Annotated in this window: 16 protein-coding genes; 14 read left to right on the top strand and 2 right to left on the bottom strand. The window is 48.5% G+C overall.

Annotation, left to right across the window (positions count from 1 at the left end):
• The first annotated feature begins 288 nt into the window (after positions 1-288).
• From rnm to LZP69_RS05545, 6 genes are all read left to right on the top strand, one after another.
• A complete protein-coding gene (gene rnm, locus LZP69_RS05570) occupies positions 289-1149 on the top strand; it encodes an RNase RNM (RefSeq protein ID WP_234199196.1) in 861 nt (286 codons plus the stop codon).
• Positions 1146-1766, top strand: coding sequence for an L-threonylcarbamoyladenylate synthase (locus LZP69_RS05565; protein ID WP_234199195.1), 621 nt, complete (start codon positions 1146-1148; stop codon positions 1764-1766). Before rnm ends, LZP69_RS05565 begins: the two co-directional genes overlap by 4 nt.
• 190 nt (positions 1767-1956) lie before the next feature.
• Entirely contained in the window at positions 1957-2760 is an 804-nt protein-coding gene (locus LZP69_RS05560) for a segregation and condensation protein A (protein WP_234199194.1), read from the top strand.
• A complete protein-coding gene (gene scpB / locus LZP69_RS05555; RefSeq protein WP_442800663.1) occupies positions 2741-3364 on the top strand; it encodes an SMC-Scp complex subunit ScpB in 624 nt (207 codons plus the stop codon). The genes LZP69_RS05560 and scpB overlap by 20 nt, the downstream gene beginning before the upstream one ends.
• A gap of 12 nt (positions 3365-3376) precedes the next feature.
• Positions 3377-4243: a 23S rRNA pseudouridine(2605) synthase RluB gene (rluB, locus tag LZP69_RS05550; RefSeq protein WP_234199193.1), complete on the top strand. Its 867-nt coding sequence runs from the start codon at positions 3377-3379 to the stop codon at positions 4241-4243.
• Positions 4244-4975: 732 nt separating this feature from the next.
• On the top strand, positions 4976-7645 hold the full coding sequence (locus LZP69_RS05545) for a TonB-dependent receptor (RefSeq protein WP_234199192.1): 2670 nt from the start codon (positions 4976-4978) through the stop codon (positions 7643-7645).
• Positions 7646-7779: 134 nt separating this feature from the next.
• Here LZP69_RS05545 and LZP69_RS05540 read toward each other — a convergent pair whose 3' ends face one another.
• Together LZP69_RS05540 and dusC are read right to left on the bottom strand one after the other, a co-directional pair.
• Positions 7780-8136, bottom strand: coding sequence for a TraR/DksA family transcriptional regulator (locus LZP69_RS05540; protein ID WP_234199191.1), 357 nt, complete (start codon positions 8134-8136; stop codon positions 7780-7782).
• Positions 8137-8287: 151 nt separating this feature from the next.
• Positions 8288-9217, bottom strand: coding sequence for a tRNA dihydrouridine(16) synthase DusC (dusC, locus tag LZP69_RS05535; protein ID WP_234199190.1), 930 nt, complete (start codon positions 9215-9217; stop codon positions 8288-8290).
• Positions 9218-9506: 289 nt separating this feature from the next.
• Between dusC and LZP69_RS05530 the strand changes: the two genes are divergently transcribed.
• The 8 genes from LZP69_RS05530 to recR all read left to right on the top strand — a co-directional run bounded on the left by LZP69_RS05530 (position 9507) and on the right by recR (position 17040).
• Positions 9507-9872, top strand: a complete 366-nt coding sequence (locus tag LZP69_RS05530) for an HvfA family oxazolone/thioamide-modified RiPP metallophore (RefSeq protein ID WP_234199189.1) — start codon at positions 9507-9509, stop codon at positions 9870-9872.
• 89 nt (positions 9873-9961) lie between these two features.
• The gene (locus LZP69_RS05525) at positions 9962-10798 is read left to right on the top strand and encodes an HvfB family MNIO-type RiPP peptide maturase (protein WP_234199188.1); all 837 of its coding nucleotides are present in this window, start codon (positions 9962-9964) and stop codon (positions 10796-10798) included.
• The gene (locus tag LZP69_RS05520; protein WP_234199187.1) at positions 10798-11541 is read left to right on the top strand and encodes an HvfC family RiPP maturation protein; all 744 of its coding nucleotides are present in this window, start codon (positions 10798-10800) and stop codon (positions 11539-11541) included. The genes LZP69_RS05525 and LZP69_RS05520 overlap by 1 nt, the downstream gene beginning before the upstream one ends.
• A 365-nt stretch (positions 11542-11906) precedes the next feature.
• Positions 11907-12269, top strand: coding sequence for a YbaN family protein (locus LZP69_RS05515; RefSeq protein ID WP_234199186.1), 363 nt, complete (start codon positions 11907-11909; stop codon positions 12267-12269).
• 136 nt (positions 12270-12405) lie between these two features.
• On the top strand, positions 12406-12960 hold the full coding sequence (gene apt, locus LZP69_RS05510) for an adenine phosphoribosyltransferase (protein WP_234199185.1): 555 nt from the start codon (positions 12406-12408) through the stop codon (positions 12958-12960).
• 303 nt (positions 12961-13263) lie between these two features.
• A complete protein-coding gene (dnaX, locus tag LZP69_RS05505) occupies positions 13264-16002 on the top strand; it encodes a DNA polymerase III subunit gamma/tau (RefSeq protein WP_234199184.1) in 2739 nt (912 codons plus the stop codon).
• A 106-nt stretch (positions 16003-16108) separates the two neighbouring features.
• A complete protein-coding gene (locus LZP69_RS05500) occupies positions 16109-16438 on the top strand; it encodes a YbaB/EbfC family nucleoid-associated protein (protein WP_234199183.1) in 330 nt (109 codons plus the stop codon).
• Positions 16439-16440: 2 nt separating this feature from the next.
• On the top strand, positions 16441-17040 hold the full coding sequence (gene recR / locus LZP69_RS05495; RefSeq protein WP_234199182.1) for a recombination mediator RecR: 600 nt from the start codon (positions 16441-16443) through the stop codon (positions 17038-17040).
• Positions 17041-17206: the final 166 nt, after the last annotated feature.

The following is a 17206-nucleotide window of genomic DNA, read 5'->3' as shown; positions in this document are numbered from 1 at the left end:
TTTCTTGTCTCTTTTATATGAGCACAGAGTTTCACACCACCCGCTAATTTGGGAAGTGCCACCACCAGTTGATGCTGTTGAACGCTGTAGTCTGTGTCATTTATCGCTGCATATAAAAATTGAGAGGTGTTATAAAAACATTGTTATGGTCTGGCTGTCAATGGAATATTTTTTTGATTAATCACTTTCTATTTCGAGTCGCTCATCTCGTGTCCCGGCCAACGACTCGAATTGCAGTATTTCACCCAATTGGATGTTTCTACTAATAAAGTCGAGTAGAATAAGAGAATGACAACTGAAACACTTTTAATCGACCTCCATAGCCACACCACTGCATCCGATGGTCAATTGACCCCATCTGAGCTTGTGGCCAGGGCCCTTGAACAAGGGGTTCAGGTACTGGCTATCACAGATCATGATACTTTGGCGGGCTTGGCCGAGGCCCATCAATTTAATCAGTCTCAACCCAAACCGCTGAAATTGATTGATGGTTGTGAGATCTCAAGCAGCTGGAATCATTTCGATATTCACATTGTCGGTTTGAATTTGGACTGCAACAACAGTGAACTCATCGACTTTTTGGATAACCAGCGGCTGCTGCGTGACAGCCGTGCTCAGGAGATAGGCCGTCGCCTGGCGAAGGCGGGGATAGAGGGCGCTTATGAGGGTGCTCTGGCCTTAGCCGATGGCGCGGCGCTGAGCCGTGGCCACTATGCTCGCTGGCTTGCAAACAATGGATATGCGCCCGATGCAGCTTCTGTTTTTAAGAAATATTTAGCCCGTAATAAAACCGGTTATGTACCCAATAATTGGTCGGATATGGCGACCGCGATTAAGATTATCCATCAGGCTCACGGCATCGCCGTGTTGGCGCATCCCAGCGGGTATAAACTGTCGGCAAAATGGTTAAAGCGCCTGGTGCGTGATTTTAAAGCCGCCGGGGGCGATGCCATGGAAGTGGTGTTAGGTCAGCAAACCTTGGATGATAGAGATAATCTGATCGCCCTGAGCCGGCAGAATCAACTTGCCGCATCGTTAGGAAGTGACTTTCATTTTCCCGACAGTTGGATAGAGTTAGGTAAGAATATGTTCCAGCCCCAGGGTGTTGACTGGGTCTGGCAGATGGATAGGTGGACGGAAACACTATGAGCCAGTTTTTTTATGTACATGAAGAGAACCCCCAGGCGCGCTTGATTAATCAGGCGGTCAATTTGATTAAGCAGGGGGGCGTGGTGGTTTATCCAACCGATTCAGGTTACGCCCTGGGCTGCTTGCTGGGGAATAAGGATGCGATGACACGCATCGAGCGCATTCGTCAGATAGATCATGATCATGATTTCTCCCTTATGGTGCGGGATCAGTCTGAGCTTGCGAGCTATGCCAGGGTCGATAACCAGGCATACCGAGTGCTAAAGCATAATACCCCTGGGCCGTTTACCTTTATTTTTAAGGCGACAAAAGAGGTGCCTAAGCGGTTACAGAATCCGAAAAAGAAGACTATCGGAATCCGTGTGCCTGATAATGTGATTGCTCTGGCACTGCTCGAAGCCCTAGATGAGCCTCTAATGTCGACCAGTTTGATTCTGCCTGGTGAAAGTTTTACCGAGTCGGACCCTGAGCATATTCGCGATATCTTGGAACATCAGGTGGATGTGATTATCCATGGTGGTTATTTAGGTCAGAAACCGACGACAGTGATCGACATGTCCGAAGGGGAAATCGAGATCCTGCGAGAAGGGGCGGGTGACGTCAGCCAGTTTATTTAAATCGGTGGTTAAATTTCTGTCTATTCCCCTTGCGAGTCGGTATAATCGCGTGTTTGGTGTCTGTTTAGGGGAGTCTCTTCGAGACTGTGATGAACAAGAGTGACGCCCTGCGGTAACGCATAGCTGAGAACCAGAGCAGTGACGCATAGCGGCGACACAGAATAGGCGGCGACACAGATTAGGAGCTTGGATGCAGGGAACACAACAGAGTCTACCGCTGGTACTTGTCAGGGGAGAGGTGGTTAAGGAACTACCTGCCGATCTGTTTATTCCGCCCGAAGCCCTGGAAGTGTTTTTAGAGTCTTTCGAAGGGCCGCTGGATCTCCTGCTTTACCTGATCCGCAAGCAAAAGCTTGATGTGGTCGATATGGCTATTTTCCCCGTGACCGAACAATACCTTGAGTATATCGAGTTGTTGCAAGGGGCAAGAGTGGAGATAGCCGCCGATTATCTGGTGATGGCAGCCACCTTAGCCGAGATTAAATCGCGTCTGTTACTGCCTAAGCCTGTGACTCAAGAGGATGAAGAAGATGATCCTCGTATGCAGCTGATAAGACAGTTAAAGGCCTATGAAACCATCAAAGAGGCGCAGCAGCGACTCGATGAACTGCCGCGTCTAGAGCGGGACATTTTTCAGGCCAAGGCGCTGGCCGCGGCCGATATTAAGCCGATTGTGGTGCCGCCACCTGTGTCTTTGGTGGACTTGGTTGGTGCCTTTGCCGCCGTGCTCAAGCGGGTTGAGGCGACAGAGCATCACCATGTACGTCGTGAATATCTATCGACCCGGGAGCGGATGACGCAGATCTTAGCCATGCTTGAAGGCAAATCTTACCTGCCTTTCGAGCAGCTGTTTGATGTCAGCGAAGGGAGGGCCGGTGTTGTAGTGAGTTTTCTGGCATTAATGGAGTTGGTTAAAGAGTTATTGGTCGACTTGATCCAGGCGCAGCCTTTGTCGACCATACATGTTAGGGCATATGGGATTGTCGACAAGTAAACTAAACATCAATCAACAACAACTAAAACAGCTTATCGAAGCCAGCCTGTTTGTGATGGCCAAGACGGTTTCCATTAAACAGTTAACCGAGGGTGTGCTGGCGGACTTTAGCGTATCACGTTCGCGCATTAAAGCGGCACTTGATGAGCTACAACAGGATTATCAAGGACGCGGGGTGACACTGGTCAGTGTGGCCGGTGGGTATAGATTCCAGACCATAGAGATGCTCAGTCCCTATCTGCAGCGTTTATGGCAGGAGAAGGCGCCTAAATATTCTCGGGCGACCTTAGAGACCTTGGCGGTGATCGCCTATCGTCAGCCTGTGACCCGAGGCGATATAGAACAAGTACGTGGTGTGGCAGTCGGTAGCCATATCATGAAAACACTATCCGACAGAAACTGGATTAAAATTGTTGGGCATAAAGAGGTGCCGGGACGGCCCGCTCTGTATGCCACAACAACTGAATTTTTAGCCTATTTTGGCTTAGATCGAATAGCAGATCTTCCTGAATTATCCGATCCTGAGTCATTAGCAGCGCTGTTTTCCGGCTCGGCAATTTACAAGGAGCATTTGCCTGAACCTGAGACAGAGTCTGAAACGTAAAAGAGTCAACTAATGAGTGAAAAATTGCAGAAAGTCTTGGCCCGTGCAGGCCATGGCTCCCGTCGTGAGATGGAGGCATGGATTGCTGCAGGTCGAGTTAGTATTGACGGTGAAATCGCAAAACTCGGTGATCGTGTCGAAGCCGATGCCAAAATCCGTATCGATGGCCGCGCGGTATCTATTAAAGCCGAGCAGGATCTTGTCTGCCGTGTGATCGCCTACCACAAGCCTGAAGGTGAGATCTGTAGTCGCAAAGATCCTGAAGGGCGACCAACGGTATTTGACCGCCTGCCTCGTACCCGTGATTCTCGCTGGGTTGCCGTAGGGCGTCTGGATATAAATACCTCAGGCTTATTGCTGTTTACTTCTGATGGTGAGCTGGCCAACCGCCTGATGCACCCATCACACGAAGTCGAGCGTGAATATGCGGTGCGTACCTTTGGTGAGGTGACCGATGCTTGTGTGCAGCGTTTGCGCAGTGGCGTGACCCTGGAAGATGGCCCGGCGCACTTTGATAAAGTCAAACCCGCTGGTGGCGAGGGGATGAACAAGTGGTGGCATGTGTCACTCGCAGAAGGGCGTAACCGTGAGGTTCGTCGTTTGTGGGAGTCCCAAGAGATCCAGGTGAGTCGTCTTATTCGTATCCGTTACGGTATGATTGAACTGCCCAAGTCACTGCCTCGTGGGGGATGGGTTGAGCTGCCTGTGGAACAAGTGAACTATTTAAGAGAGCTGGCGGGCTTAGCGCCTGAAAACCGTACTCTGATGGGCACTGATAAGCACAGTGTTGCGCGGGCTAAGGTGAAGAGTGCCAAGATCCGTCGTGCTGTGCGCAAGCATAAAACGACGGCGAGTAAAACGCCCCGTCAGCGCAGTTAAGGACCTTAATTACTATTCCCTTAAGTGTGTCTATTTTGTATCAAAGCCGCAGATTGCGGCTTTTTTATTGCTTAGCAGCAGTGCAAGCCTACCCAAAATCGAACACCAACCCCATCAGCAACACAAGCGTAACCGCGTAATTCCTGTCTTACCAGTTTTGTATCACGCCCCAGTCCTTTTCAAGATAAGTTTTGTTTCAAGCCCAAGTTTTTTCAAGCATAAGTCTTTTTCAAGCATAAGCCTTTTTCAAGCATAAGTTTTGTATTAACCCTAAATGACAGTCGTTTTTTATTATTATTTCATTGCTGATTAAATTAGATTTTTTAATTTCAGCAAAGTTAAGCCGGATTTTTTATTAGGTTATATTTAAAAATTAAATTACCGATACCTATGTTTAATATTTATTAAATAAATTAAAAAATAAAACATAATAAAAACAGTTGTATTAATTTGTATCCATTTTTGATTGGGTAGCTAAATAATTGTTCGATATTCAATCTCCTTTTTAAGTCTTTGATTTAAAATAATTTGTATTTTTTCGTTCTGTTTTTTTAATCTTCAAATGTATCAATTGTTTTCAATTAGGTTGTTTTGATGTTGTGCTTGTTGACAGCTTGTTTCTTTTTTAACAATATCGGCGGCGAAGGAATTAACTTCTTTTAAATAATAAAACTATAAAGATTAATGGAGTGGGGTTTAATTATTTAAATCTCAGAACATGAGGGGAAAAACATGAACTCTTTAACTTTAACTGCAAAGGCTGTACGGGTTGGTTTAATTGCCGCCGCGACCTCAAGTATCGCTTTTTCAGGTGTCGCTTTTGCTGCTGATGAAAACGGTGAAAAAGTAGAACGTATCGAGGTAACAGGCTCGCGTATTAAGCAGGTTGATATGGAGACGGCATCACCTGTCACTGTATTAACGGCTGCCGATATTCAGATGTCAGGTGAAGCCACAGTTGCCGATGTGCTAAATAACTCCTCGGTCAACAGTTTCGGCTCTCACCGTGGTACCTCTGGTTTGGGGTCGGGTGCATCGGCAACTAGCAGTATCCAGATGCGTGGTCTGCCATCGCATTATACCTTGGTTCTGCTCGATGGCCGTCGTATGCCGGGTACCAGTGCCAGCTCAGGCGCCGCAGCCGATACTTCCCGTATCCCTATGGCGATTGTGGAGCGTATTGAGATCCTGCGTGAAGGGGCATCGGCGGTTTACGGCTCAGACGCGGTAGCAGGTGTGATTAACATCATCACCAAGAAAAACTTCGAAGGCCTTACATTCGCTTATGATGCATCTCTACCCGAAGAAAAAGGCGGTGATGAACATCGCTTTAACGTCACGACTGGTTACTCAAGCGAAAAAGGGAATATCACTCTGAGCTATGAGTATTACAATGCTCAAGCTGTGATGGATAGGGATATCTGGAAGTTCGATGACCCAACCTATGGCGCTTTCAGTAGTTTTGGTGCAGTACCTACGGGTAAATATGATACTGGCACTGTCGATGCAGACGGCGACCCAATATTTGCTAACTATTCAAACTCGGCTATCTGTGCTCAGGCACCTAACTCAGTGGACTACACAGACGGGCAAAACAATGGCCAATGTCTCTATAACCACGGAATGGTAACTAAGCTGTTTGGTAATGTGGTGCAAAACTCTGTGCTGTCTAACTTTAACTACAGCCTAACTGATGATATCCAGTTCCGCGGCCGCGCCAGTGCCTCTATGTCTGAAACCGATACCCGTTATGCGGGGACGCCAGTATCGACCAATGTGCCGACCATGAGTGCCTCACATCAGTATAATCCTGTGGGTAAAGATTTAGATTTGTCACTGCGCTCGGCATTCATTGGTGCTCGTGATACCCATACTGAGATCAACTCTATCGATTTCTTGGGCGGCATTATCGGATATGCAGATCTGGGTAATGGCCTTGATTGGGAGATCAATGCCCAGCATAGCCGTTCGAGCACTAACGTGTGGAACACTAACCTGATCAACGATGATATAGTGCAGAACCTTATCGATTCTGAGCAGTACGATATCTTCAACACCACAGGCATGAGCTATGGTGACTGGGATGCCATGATGACAGATTTTTATGGTCAGGCGGCCCACACAGGTACTTATCAGGCGCAGTTTATCAGCTCACAGGTGGATGTATTAGCATCGACTCTGCTCCTTGATAGCGGTGATTTTTCTCTTGCAGGTGTTGTGGGGACAGAATTCGAGCGTGTCGATTACACTCAGTTCAGTGATCCTCAGTCTGCTTCAGGTAAAGTCTCTGGTGGCTCAGGTGGTGACGATGTCAACGCAACCCGTGACCGCACCTCGGCCTACGTAGAGCTGCAGGCGTCTCTACCCTTTAATATCGATGTGAACGCGGCTGTACGTTATGACAAGTATGAGCAGGAAGGTGATGTTGGGGCGCAGTTTGTGAATGGCACCTTCGATAGCACTACACCGCAAGTGGGTATTGCATGGCGTCCGGTCGATTCACTCTTAGTTCGTGCAAGCTGGGGTGAGTCGTTCCGCGCACCAAACATGGGTGAGATGTTCGCAACTCAAGCGTTGAGTTTCGAAAGTGCGCTGGATACCGTATGGTGTGATGCTAACAATAATGCCGATCCAGTGTATTGTCGCCCTCAGCAGCAGCACAAGACCTGGTTTGGTGGCAACCCAGATCTTAAGCCTGAAGAGGGTGAGTCCTTCACAACGGGTATCGTATGGAACGCGACCGACGAGTTGTCAGTTGAAGTGTCTTACTATGACTTGACCCTGGACAATCAGATCGCCTCTACCAGCCTGACGCGTCTTTTGAAAGATGAGGTGGACAATGGCTCATCAACGGCTATTGTACGTGGCCCAGATGGCAAGATTGATACGGCCTACAGCTTCGATCAGAACATGGCATCCCTTGAAACCTCGGGTATCGACTTTAAGGCGGCTTACTTCTTAGAAACTGGCATGGGCGACTGGACCTTTAAGGCAGAGCTAGGTTATGTGGATGAATATGCACAGACCTCTGCTGCCGGTGAAGAGCCATTCGATTACGCTGGCCTGCAGGACTACCCCAAATACCGAGGTAATGTGAACATCAACTGGGCTCAAGGTGATTGGTCGGCGGCCTGGACCACCTATTATGTTGGTTCACAGTATTCGGGTAACGAAGAGTACGGTTATGATTTCCTAGCTGCAGTGTCGCCTTACTATAAGCACAACGTGCAGGTGAGCTATGTTCACCCATGGAACGGTAAGCTGACGCTTGGGGTTAATAACCTGACAAGTGAAGATGCGCCGACTTGGTACGATGGATTTGTCGATTACCGCGATGTGAAGACAGATTTGTACGATGTGATGGGCAGAACTGTGTTCCTGCGCTTAGAGCAAACTTTTTAAGCCATAACAAACAAAGCCCAAACACTATTGTTAATAACACTCCCTGTTACTTAGCAAGCCAAAGCCTCCTGTAAAGGAGGTTTTTTTTGGTTAATTCTGACTAGATCAATAAGCAGAGGCTCATTTTTAACGGACTAGTAATTCAGCCTCAGTTCCTGTCTGTGCTCGTGAGCATGGTTGGCCGCACACTCGGCGCACCTTTGCTCTAAAGGATCGGCCATCAATCGCGATGCTTCAATTTCTGACTCACAATCGGCGCACAGTCCATATAGACCTATATCGAGCTGACAGAGGGCTGCATCAAGCTGGGTGAGCTTAGTGAAAAGCGGTTCGCAGGTGAGTTTACTTGCGCTCATCTGCTCGATTAATGCCGATAAACTGAGGGTTTTACTATCGATTTCAAGCTGCTTTTGTGCAAGCAGCTGCGATAATCCAACTCTGATATTGGTTTCGAGTAGCGATAGTTCATGTCTGATACGAGAGCTGTTCACAAATTGCTGCCTTGTTGGTGTCTAGAATATAAAGTCTAAACAGCTTGGCAATCTTGGCTATGACTAAGATCAAATTGCAGCGATATTTTGAGTAATATTGTCTCATTGCACAAAAAGTATTAGGTCATTTTGACCCTGATCAAAGCCGTGTTTAAGAGTCCTGCAGTAATGAGAGTATTTGTCGGGTATCTTTCAGGATTCTTATCTGTAAAAACAAGGCTTCGGCTTGTTCATAATGACGCGAGATAAATCTTAGCCATTGCTTGATACGAGCGTGATAATATTGCTGTTTTTCACTGACCACCTCAAATTCTGAGTACTGAATAAGCAGTGCTTTTACATCGTCCCAGGCCATGGCTTGCTGATGACCTTTCACTACATGAGCCAGGTTAGGGACTGTGAGTGCGCCCCGTCCCAGCATCACATCATCACAATCGCTGGCAATCTGGCATTTTAAATAATCTTCTCGGTTCCAGATCTCGCCGTTGGCGATAACAGGAATATTAATATGCTCTTTTATCAACTTGATATATTGCCAGTGGGCAGGAGGGCGATAGGCCTCCTCTTTGGTGCGGGCATGGACGGTCAGTTCATTGGCACCAGCAGAGGCGATCGCCTCGGCAATCTCGACACAGCGACTTTTATCATCCCAACCTAAGCGGATCTTGGCCGTTACCGGTTTTTCTTTAGGCACAGCATCACGCACGGCCTTGGTCACCTGATAGATGGTTTCCGGCTCTTTTAACAGGGCGGCGCCGCCATTGCTGCGGTTAACCATAGGTGCCGGGCAGCCATAGTTGATGTCAACGCCATGGGAGCCAAGCTCAATTGCCCGCACTGCGTTTTCAGCCATCCAGTTCGGGTGTTGCCCTAAGAGCTGCAGACGCACCGGAGTCCCCGATGGAGTATGACATTGATATTTGAGCTCGGAGCAGAGTCGGAAAAAGACTTTTTCCGGCAGCAGTTGATCCACCACGCGGATAAATTCACTGATGACTAAGTCATAGCCTCCCACACTGGTAAGCAGGGCTCGCATAGGTGCATCGGCTACGCCTTCCATCGGGGCTAAGATCACGCGCATGTTTAAGTCTCAAAATTAGCTATTGGGTCGACGGCTTTACCAAGGGTTAATAACAGGCGGCAAAGCCAAAAGGGCGCTTATTCTACGCCAGCGCCGATGCAGATAAAAGCGAAACAGTTACCTATGTGACTGTGTTACTTAGCTTGCACTAGCATGCTTTTTGTATCATAAATGTGATGTTTGATTGGTTTTTGAAATAAAACAGTTAAATATCTGGTCATATCAATCAGCCGACAATGAAGTGGTGTTGGTAACCAATTGCATACATTAAGCAAATAAGGAAGAGATTATGAAATTAGCAAAAAATACCGCTGTGGCTGTTGCACTGGGCTCTGTGATGGTTGGGGGCAGTATAAGCACTCAGGTTCAAGCCGACCCATTTGGCTATGTTGAGATGCAGTCTGGCTACCAAATCGCCAACAACGAAGGTAAATGCGGTGAAGGTAAGTGCGGCGAGAAGATGAAGAAAGCCAAAGAGGGCGAGCGTGGCATGAGCGAGTCCGCGAAAGAGATGGCCAAAGAAGGCAAGTGCGGCGAAGGTAAGTGCGGCGAAGAGATGATGAAGAAAGGCAAAGAGGGTAAATGTGGCGAAGAGATGAAGAAAACAGGCGAAAAGAAAGCCAAAGAAGGTAAATGTGGTGGTGCAAAATCTTAGTCTGCCCTAGCTAAGGTGACAATGATTAGGTCAGTGTTTACTGGCCTAATCTGTTTTGGCGACCAGTTGAGAACAAGTGTGGAGTGTGTATGTTGAGCCAAGCTAGAGTCGGGTTAGGATTAAGGCGTGAGATGTTGGGGGAATTTTGCCAGGCGCTTCCCCGCGAGATCGATTTTCTTGAGGTCGCACCGGAGAACTGGATGACTCTAGGAGGTAAGTTTGGACGTCAGTTTCGTCAGCTCACCGAAAAACACCGTTTCTTCTGCCATGGCTTGTCGCTCTCTATCGGCAGTCCGGCACCTCTGGATATCCGCTTTATCAAGCAGGTAAAACATTTTCTCGATCAGCATAATATCGAACTCTATTCGGAGCATTTAAGTTACTGCTCGGGAGCAGGGCATCTTTACGATCTGATGCCGATCCCTTTTACCGATGCCGCGGTTACTTATGTGGCGAAACGGGTCAAGCAGGTTGAGGCGATTTTAGAGCGTCCATTGATCCTGGAAAATGTCTCCTTTTATGCGGCTCCCGCAAGCGAGTTAACCGAGCTTGAGTTCGTCCAGCATGTTCTGGAAGAGGCGGACTGCAGGCTGCTGCTGGATGTGAATAACATCTATGTCAACTCTATCAATCATCAATATGATCCTTTTGAGTTTATGCGCGCCATGCCGACAGAGCGGATAGCCTATCTGCATATTGCCGGTCATTATGAGGAAGCATCGGATCTGCTGGTAGATACCCATGGCAGTGAGGTGATTTCGCCTGTGTGGCAATTACTCGAGGCCTGTTATCAGCATCATGGGGTGTTTCCGACCTTGCTGGAAAGGGATTTTAATATTCCCGCTACCGATGAATTGCTAAGGGAGATCAGGCAGATCCATGGCTACCAAACTGCTCAGTTAGATAAGCTTGGCAGGAGCGCATAATGGCATTTCAAGCTGTTCAGCAGCGTTTTATCGATTATATCCGCGATCCGAATCGTCCCTTGCCTGAGGGGACGGATCTGCGCCGCATGACAATTTATCGGGAGCTGTTTTTCAACAATATGAAAGGCTTTGTCGATAATGGCTTTCCTGTGCTGCGCTCTCTGTACCATGAGAGGGATTGGTTAGCATTAGTACAAGACTTTTTTGTAAAGCATGATTGCAGTTCCCCCATCTTTCTGGATATCGCCCAGGAGTTTTTACTCTTTCTGCAAGATGAGTATCAGCCAGGCCCTGGGGATCCCGATTTTATGCTGGAGCTGGCGCACTATGAATGGCTCGAGCTGGTGGTGGCCACAGAGCAGGATGATCCCTTGCAGCAAGTTATCACCTTGGAGCAGATAGATAGCGTTAAGTTGGTACTGAGCGCCAGTGCTAAGGTGGCGCAATACCGATATGAAGTGCAGCGAATTTCACCCGAGTATCGCCCCGAGATCCCGAGTCACGAGCCGCAGTTTTTTTGTATCTACCGGGATGCAGAAGATGAGGTGTGTTTCCTGCAGTTACAGGCCTTAAGTGCTCAGGTGCTGGGATATATTTCACAGCAGGGGCAAGTATTTCAAGCAATTTGTGATTGGCTGGCGGCTACCTATCCTGAGATGGCAGCAGGCGTACTCGAGTCTGGTTGCCGGCAACTGCTGCAACAGATGATTGCTAAAGGGATAGTCATGGGGGATCGCACCTAAAGGGAATGCCTGTCAGGCTTAGGGGAATTAATGGCTTTTTGGGCTTTCTATCTTAAAGATGACTCACTATAATGGCGGTAAAATTTGATCTAGATCAATAAAAACCATTAATTTTGCGTGAGGAATCTATGAGTCAGCCGTTTAAAGACCCTTTTAATTTCGTTTATTTCATTGGCTTTTTGTTGGTACTCATGTTGCCAACCCTGCCAGCAACCCTGTCTTGGCTGAAACATCTGCAACTGCTGTGATTTCAGGCTAAACTGCTTGCGTTTTACACTGACTTTTTACTCGTTTTTTACTTAAGTTAAGTGCAAATTTAGATATACTAACCACTCTATTTTGAGTGGTTTTTTATGGGTGGATGAATGACTCGGGGATTATTGCTGCTGATTGGCTGTTTGAGCCTGGCACTTGGCCTTATCGGCATTTTTGTACCGCTGCTGCCGACTGTGCCTTTTATCTTGCTGGCCTCGTTCTGTTTTGCCCGTTCAAGCCAAAGATTACATCAGTGGCTAATCAGTCATCCCTGGTTTGCTCAGGCGCTGCAGGATTGGGAAGAGCAAGGCGGTATACGTAAAGATCTGAAACGTAAAGCCTACATCATGACTAGCCTGAGTTTTATGGTGAGCATAGTATTAGTGCCGCTGCTGTGGGTTAAGTTGATGCTGCTGGGGATGTGTTTGGCTTTGCTGCTTTATTTGTGGCGTGTCCCTGAGCTGGATGACTAAAGCTGATTTTGTGAGCAAGGAGAGGCTTTAGGGCGTCACAGTTGCAAGGGAGTGTAAAGAGGCTTAAGCTAAGCCGAAAATTTTCTCATAAACTGGTCTTTGGCCAGTTTTTCCCTTTAAAGGGCGTTAAAAAAAGATGTTAGTAATGAATCAAGACAAGTTAGCGTTAATCAAAGAGAGTATTAAAACGATCCCTAACTATCCCAAACCAGGGATCATGTTCAGGGATGTGACCAGCCTGATGGAAAATCATAGTGCCTATCAAGCAGTGATCGAGTTGTTGACCGAGCAGTATAAAGATCGTGGCTTCACTAAGGTTGTGGGTACTGAAGCGCGCGGATTTCTCTTTGGTGCGCCTTTAGCGCTTGCCCTGGGAGTGGGTTTCATTCCTGTGCGCAAGCCAGGAAAACTACCACGTGAGACTATCAGCGAAAGCTATGAGCTTGAATATGGTCACGATTCACTAGAGTTACATACAGATGCTATCCAATCGGGTGATAAAGTATTGGTGGTTGACGATCTGTTAGCAACAGGTGGCACCATCGAAGCCACAGTGAAGTTAATTCGTAAACTTGGCGGTGAAGCCAAGCATGCGGCGTTTGTTATTTCTCTGCCAGAATTAGGCGGTGAAACGCGCTTACAAGCATCGGGTCTTGAAATTGTTAAACTCTGTGAGTTTGAAGGCGAATAATCGCATCTCACAGCCGTTAATCTGGTTTAAATATTAAATGCCACTGGTGAGAAACGAGTGGCATTTTTTCTGCCTGCAATTTTCTACCTGCAAAATTATTTTAAACAGCCTAGCTCATTGATTCTTAACTCACTTGCACATTTTAAACTCAAGTCTACGCGCTGGTGTTAATCGCGATTTGGTGATTGTTTAAAACGTCAGGTGGAGGTGTTTGCTTGCTAGCGACTGAGGCATTTGCATGTTATTGTTGGCAGCTAGTCGGAAGAAATTTCCGTTTTGGGTGATGACAATTTGGGGAGTGACATGTCATATCAGGTGTTAGCCAGAAAATGGCGCCCTGCCAAATTTGAGCAAATGGTCGGGCAATCTCATGTATTGCATGCCTTAACCAATGCGCTCATGCAGAATCGATTACATCATGCTTATCTCTTTTCGGGCACTCGAGGAGTGGGTAAGACCAGCTTGGCGCGACTGTTTGCCAAGGGGCTTAATTGCGAACAAGGCGTCACAGCCCAGCCCTGTGGCCAGTGTGCTAGCTGTGTTGAAATTGCCCAGGGGCGATTTGTCGATCTGATCGAAGTGGACGCCGCCTCGCGCACCAAGGTGGATGATACCCGCGAATTGTTGGATAACGTCCAGTACCGTCCATCCCGTGGCCGCTATAAAGTCTACTTGATTGACGAAGTGCACATGTTATCGCGCAGCAGCTTTAATGCCTTACTCAAGACATTGGAAGAGCCGCCTGAACATGTGAAGTTTCTGCTGGCGACCACAGATCCCCAACGTTTGCCAGTCACGGTTTTATCTCGCTGTCTGCAGTTTAATCTTAAGAGTCTCACCTTAGATGAGATCAGTGTGCAGCTGAGCCATATCCTCAAGCAGGAACAGATCCATTTCGACGAGGGCGCGCTAACACTGCTCGCCAAAGCGGCCAATGGCAGTATGCGTGATGCGCTGAGCTTAACGGATCAGGCCATCGCGTTTGGCGCCGGGCAGGTACAGCTTTCTCAGGTTCAGACCATGCTCGGCACGATAGATGAGCATTATGTCATCGTTCTACTCAAAGCCTTGTGTGATGGCGATATTGCCAAGTTGATGCAAGTCATAGATGAAGTGCTGTCATACGGCGCAGAGCCTGTAGAGGTGCTCCGCAGCCTGCTGGAGCTGCTGCATCAGATCACCTTAACCCAATTTGCTCCCGCCGCGGCGCAGCTTTCCAAGTATGCCCAGCAGATAGCTGCCTTTGCCGCCCAGCTCCCACCCGAGCAGGTTCAGCTTTATTATCAGCTCTTATTGACTGGCCGTAAGGATCTCCCCCATGCGCCGGATCCTAAATCTGGGCTGGAGATGGCCATGCTGCGTGCCGTGGCTTTTGTGCCCGAATCGCCGGCAAAAAAGTGGCAGAGTGAGCCAGGTAAGCAAACTGCGCCTCAGGACACCACTGTATCGGCGTCGGGTCATGCTCCTGAAAAACTGACCTTGCCAGTGATGCCCGCAAAATCAGCCGCGCCAGTCAAGTCAGCTGCCCCCGCTACTGTGAAGCAAACAGTGGGTGAAAGCCAAGCTGAGAATGAACAAGACTCAGAAACTGGGCCAGAGGCAGAAAATAGACAAGAGACTGGCAGTACAGCAGAAGCTAGCAGTGCCAAAGCGCAGCATAGCGAGAAGGATGTGGATTGTGATGATGCCAGTTTACTGTCTGAGCAGGCACTGATCTTAAGTCAGGCTGCCAGTCAGACACAGCTGAGCAAAGATGATACGTCTACTAGCGAGACTCATGTTAGTGAGACTCATGCTAACGAGACGAATGTGAGCGATTCGGGTCAAAGCAAGGCGAGTAATGCGTCAAGCCCATCACTGTTCGACGCTTACGATGAGATGACACCAGACTATGGCGATGAGTTAGCGGCTAATGGGCAAGATGCCCTGGATTATGAGGCCTACCTTGCTAGTCAGCCAAGTCAGCCAAGTCAGCCAAGTCAGACTGATGTTGCTGCAAGAGAAGCCTCTCAAGCAGTCTCTCAAACAGCAGCATCTCAAGTAAAAGAAGCAGCATCTGTGGCGCCCTGCAGCGATGATCTGCTCGATGCTGTGCTTGCGGCAAGAGACTCCTTACTTAGCGAGCTGGATGTCAAACCATCTAAGGAGAGTGACGCAAAAAAGTCTGAAGTGCAGGTTAAGGCCTACGTGCCGCCTAAGAGGCAGACCGATGCGGGAACCACACAGAGCGATAAAGCCTCAGATGACAAAGCGATAGAGGACAAATCCAAAGATGATCTGGACGACAGGCCGCCCTGGGAAGATAAACCCAATGCGGCTGTCGAGGTCAGTTCATTAAAGGATGTGACGCCTGAAAATGACGTGACTCATGAGCAACACAGCGAGCTTAAGGCTAAAGATACAACAGACAAGGCGGCTCAAGAGCAGGCTATTTCTCAAACCCAGCTTGTATCTCAAGAGCCGGCTGTTTCTCAAGAGCAGCCTGTTTCTCAAGAGCAGCTTAAGCCACAAAAGTCCTTGCCAGATCAGGTGCTGAGTCAGCACTCTACTCAACTAAGTGTGAGCGAGTCCATTACCGGCGATAGCACAGATCTTAAATGGTATCGCCTGATGGCGGCATTGGAGATTGGCGGGCGGGTAAGACAGCTTGCAGTGAACTCTGTGTGCCAGCAGTTTAGCGAGCCGCTGCCCTTAGTATTAAAGCCGGATCAAAAGCATCTTGAAGCCGCGGCGGCTGTCGCGCAGCTTGAAGAGGCGTTATCCACGGCTTTGGGTGAGCCTTGTCAGGTGAGCTTTAGCGTTGGTGTGGTCAAGGGGCGGGAAACGCCGCTTGAGATCCGCAAGCGTTTCCATGGCGAGCTGTTAGCCCTAGCTGAGCAGGAGCTCGTCAGTGATGAGCATATTCGCTGGCTCTCTCAGGCCATGGGGGCTCAGATGGTGCCCGATAGTTTAAGCTATGCTCCCGAGCGTTTAGGTCAGCGAGGTCAGGCTATCGAGCTTATCGATAAGTCGAACTTTCTTGAGCTGGCCGAATCACATTAATGAAAGGCGTTACAGCTTAAGTTTTTATTTGGTGATCAGCATTGATTGCTTATTGGCGCTAATTCAGTAAGATTAGCCAGTTTTTTAATATCGAAGAGAACGCAATATGTTTGGAAAAGGCGGTATGGGCAACCTAATGAAACAAGCCCAGATGATGCAAGACAAGATGGCCAAAGTGCAGGAAGAGATCGCACGTATGGAAGTGACCGGTGAAGCCGGTGCGGGTCTTGTAAAAGTCACTATGACAGGTTCTCACAGCGTGCGTAAGGTTGAGATCGACCCAAGCCTGCTAGAAGATGATAAAGAGATGCTTGAAGATCTGATTGCCGCGGCCTGTAACGATGCTGCGCGTCGTGTTGAGCAGAGCCAAAAAGAGAAGATGGCGGAAGTCACAGGCGGCATGCAACTGCCACCTGGCATGAAGATGCCATTCTAATCATGAAGTTCAGCCCTCTCGTTGATGAGTTAATACAGTCGCTGCGTTGCTTGCCCGGTGTGGGCCCCAAGTCGGCGCAGCGCATGGCATTTCAGCTTTTGGAGCGGGATCGCAAGGCGGGGCAGAAGCTCTCTCAATCCCTTGCCAGCGCCATGAGTGATGTTGGTCACTGCAGTGCATGCCGCACTTTCACCGAAGAGACCCTGTGTCCAATCTGCGCCAGCAGTCGCCGCGGACAGTCGGATCTGATCTGTGTGGTAGAAACCCCGGCCGATGTATTAGCTATCGAGGCGGGAGGCTATTTTTCCGGTCGTTATTTTGTGCTCTTAGGTCACCTGTCGCCGTTAGACGGTGTGGGACCCGACGAGCTTGGCCTGAGTCTGCTAGAGCAGCATCTGGCATCGGGTGACGTGAGCGAGCTGATCCTTGCTACGAATCCGACGGTGGAGGGAGATGCCACGGCTCACTATATTGCCGATCTTGCCCGGCAGTATCAGGTGAAGGTCAGCCGTATCGCCCATGGTGTGCCCGTCGGCGGTGAGCTTGAATATGTGGACAGCACCACCTTGGCCCTGTCGTTCAATGGGCGCTTGCCTTTGTAAACCATAGCTTTTAGTGGTGAAAACCTTAGAGATAAAATCCAACTCCAACAGAGTTGGATTTTTTTTGAGCAAATAAAACTTAAGATAAAAATCTGGCTTGAAAAGTGAAATTCCAGCCCCATCTCTTTAGCCATAGAGTGTCGTTTGTGAATTTAAGAAGGAATAA

Source organism: Shewanella sp. AS1 (assembly GCF_021412565.1).
In the GTDB taxonomy this organism is placed as follows: Bacteria; Pseudomonadota; Gammaproteobacteria; order Enterobacterales; family Shewanellaceae; genus Shewanella.
The sequence above is the reverse complement of the archived record's forward strand: the minus strand, read 5'-3'. Positions and strand labels throughout refer to the sequence as shown.

What these genes read in the sequence shown, in the direction of transcription:
- dnaX (WP_234199184.1), top strand. Translation starts at nt 13,264, where the DNA reads ATGTCATATCAGGTGTTAGCCAGAAAATGGCGCCCTGCCAAATTTGAG.
- LZP69_RS05500 (WP_234199183.1), top strand. Translation starts at nt 16,109, where the DNA reads ATGTTTGGAAAAGGCGGTATGGGCAACCTAATGAAACAAGCCCAGATG.
- LZP69_RS05565 (WP_234199195.1), top strand. Translation starts at nt 1,146, where the DNA reads ATGAGCCAGTTTTTTTATGTACATGAAGAGAACCCCCAGGCGCGCTTG.
- rnm (WP_234199196.1), top strand. Translation starts at nt 289, where the DNA reads ATGACAACTGAAACACTTTTAATCGACCTCCATAGCCACACCACTGCA.
- LZP69_RS05520 (WP_234199187.1), top strand. Translation starts at nt 10,798, where the DNA reads ATGGCATTTCAAGCTGTTCAGCAGCGTTTTATCGATTATATCCGCGAT.
- LZP69_RS05545 (WP_234199192.1), top strand. Translation starts at nt 4,976, where the DNA reads ATGAACTCTTTAACTTTAACTGCAAAGGCTGTACGGGTTGGTTTAATT.
- recR (WP_234199182.1), top strand. Translation starts at nt 16,441, where the DNA reads ATGAAGTTCAGCCCTCTCGTTGATGAGTTAATACAGTCGCTGCGTTGC.
- dusC (WP_234199190.1), bottom strand. Translation starts at nt 9,217, where the DNA reads ATGCGCGTGATCTTAGCCCCGATGGAAGGCGTAGCCGATGCACCTATG.
- LZP69_RS05530 (WP_234199189.1), top strand. Translation starts at nt 9,507, where the DNA reads ATGAAATTAGCAAAAAATACCGCTGTGGCTGTTGCACTGGGCTCTGTG.
- scpB (WP_442800663.1), top strand. Translation starts at nt 2,741, where the DNA reads ATGGGATTGTCGACAAGTAAACTAAACATCAATCAACAACAACTAAAA.
- rluB (WP_234199193.1), top strand. Translation starts at nt 3,377, where the DNA reads ATGAGTGAAAAATTGCAGAAAGTCTTGGCCCGTGCAGGCCATGGCTCC.
- LZP69_RS05515 (WP_234199186.1), top strand. Translation starts at nt 11,907, where the DNA reads ATGACTCGGGGATTATTGCTGCTGATTGGCTGTTTGAGCCTGGCACTT.
- LZP69_RS05560 (WP_234199194.1), top strand. Translation starts at nt 1,957, where the DNA reads ATGCAGGGAACACAACAGAGTCTACCGCTGGTACTTGTCAGGGGAGAG.
- apt (WP_234199185.1), top strand. Translation starts at nt 12,406, where the DNA reads ATGTTAGTAATGAATCAAGACAAGTTAGCGTTAATCAAAGAGAGTATT.
- LZP69_RS05525 (WP_234199188.1), top strand. Translation starts at nt 9,962, where the DNA reads ATGTTGAGCCAAGCTAGAGTCGGGTTAGGATTAAGGCGTGAGATGTTG.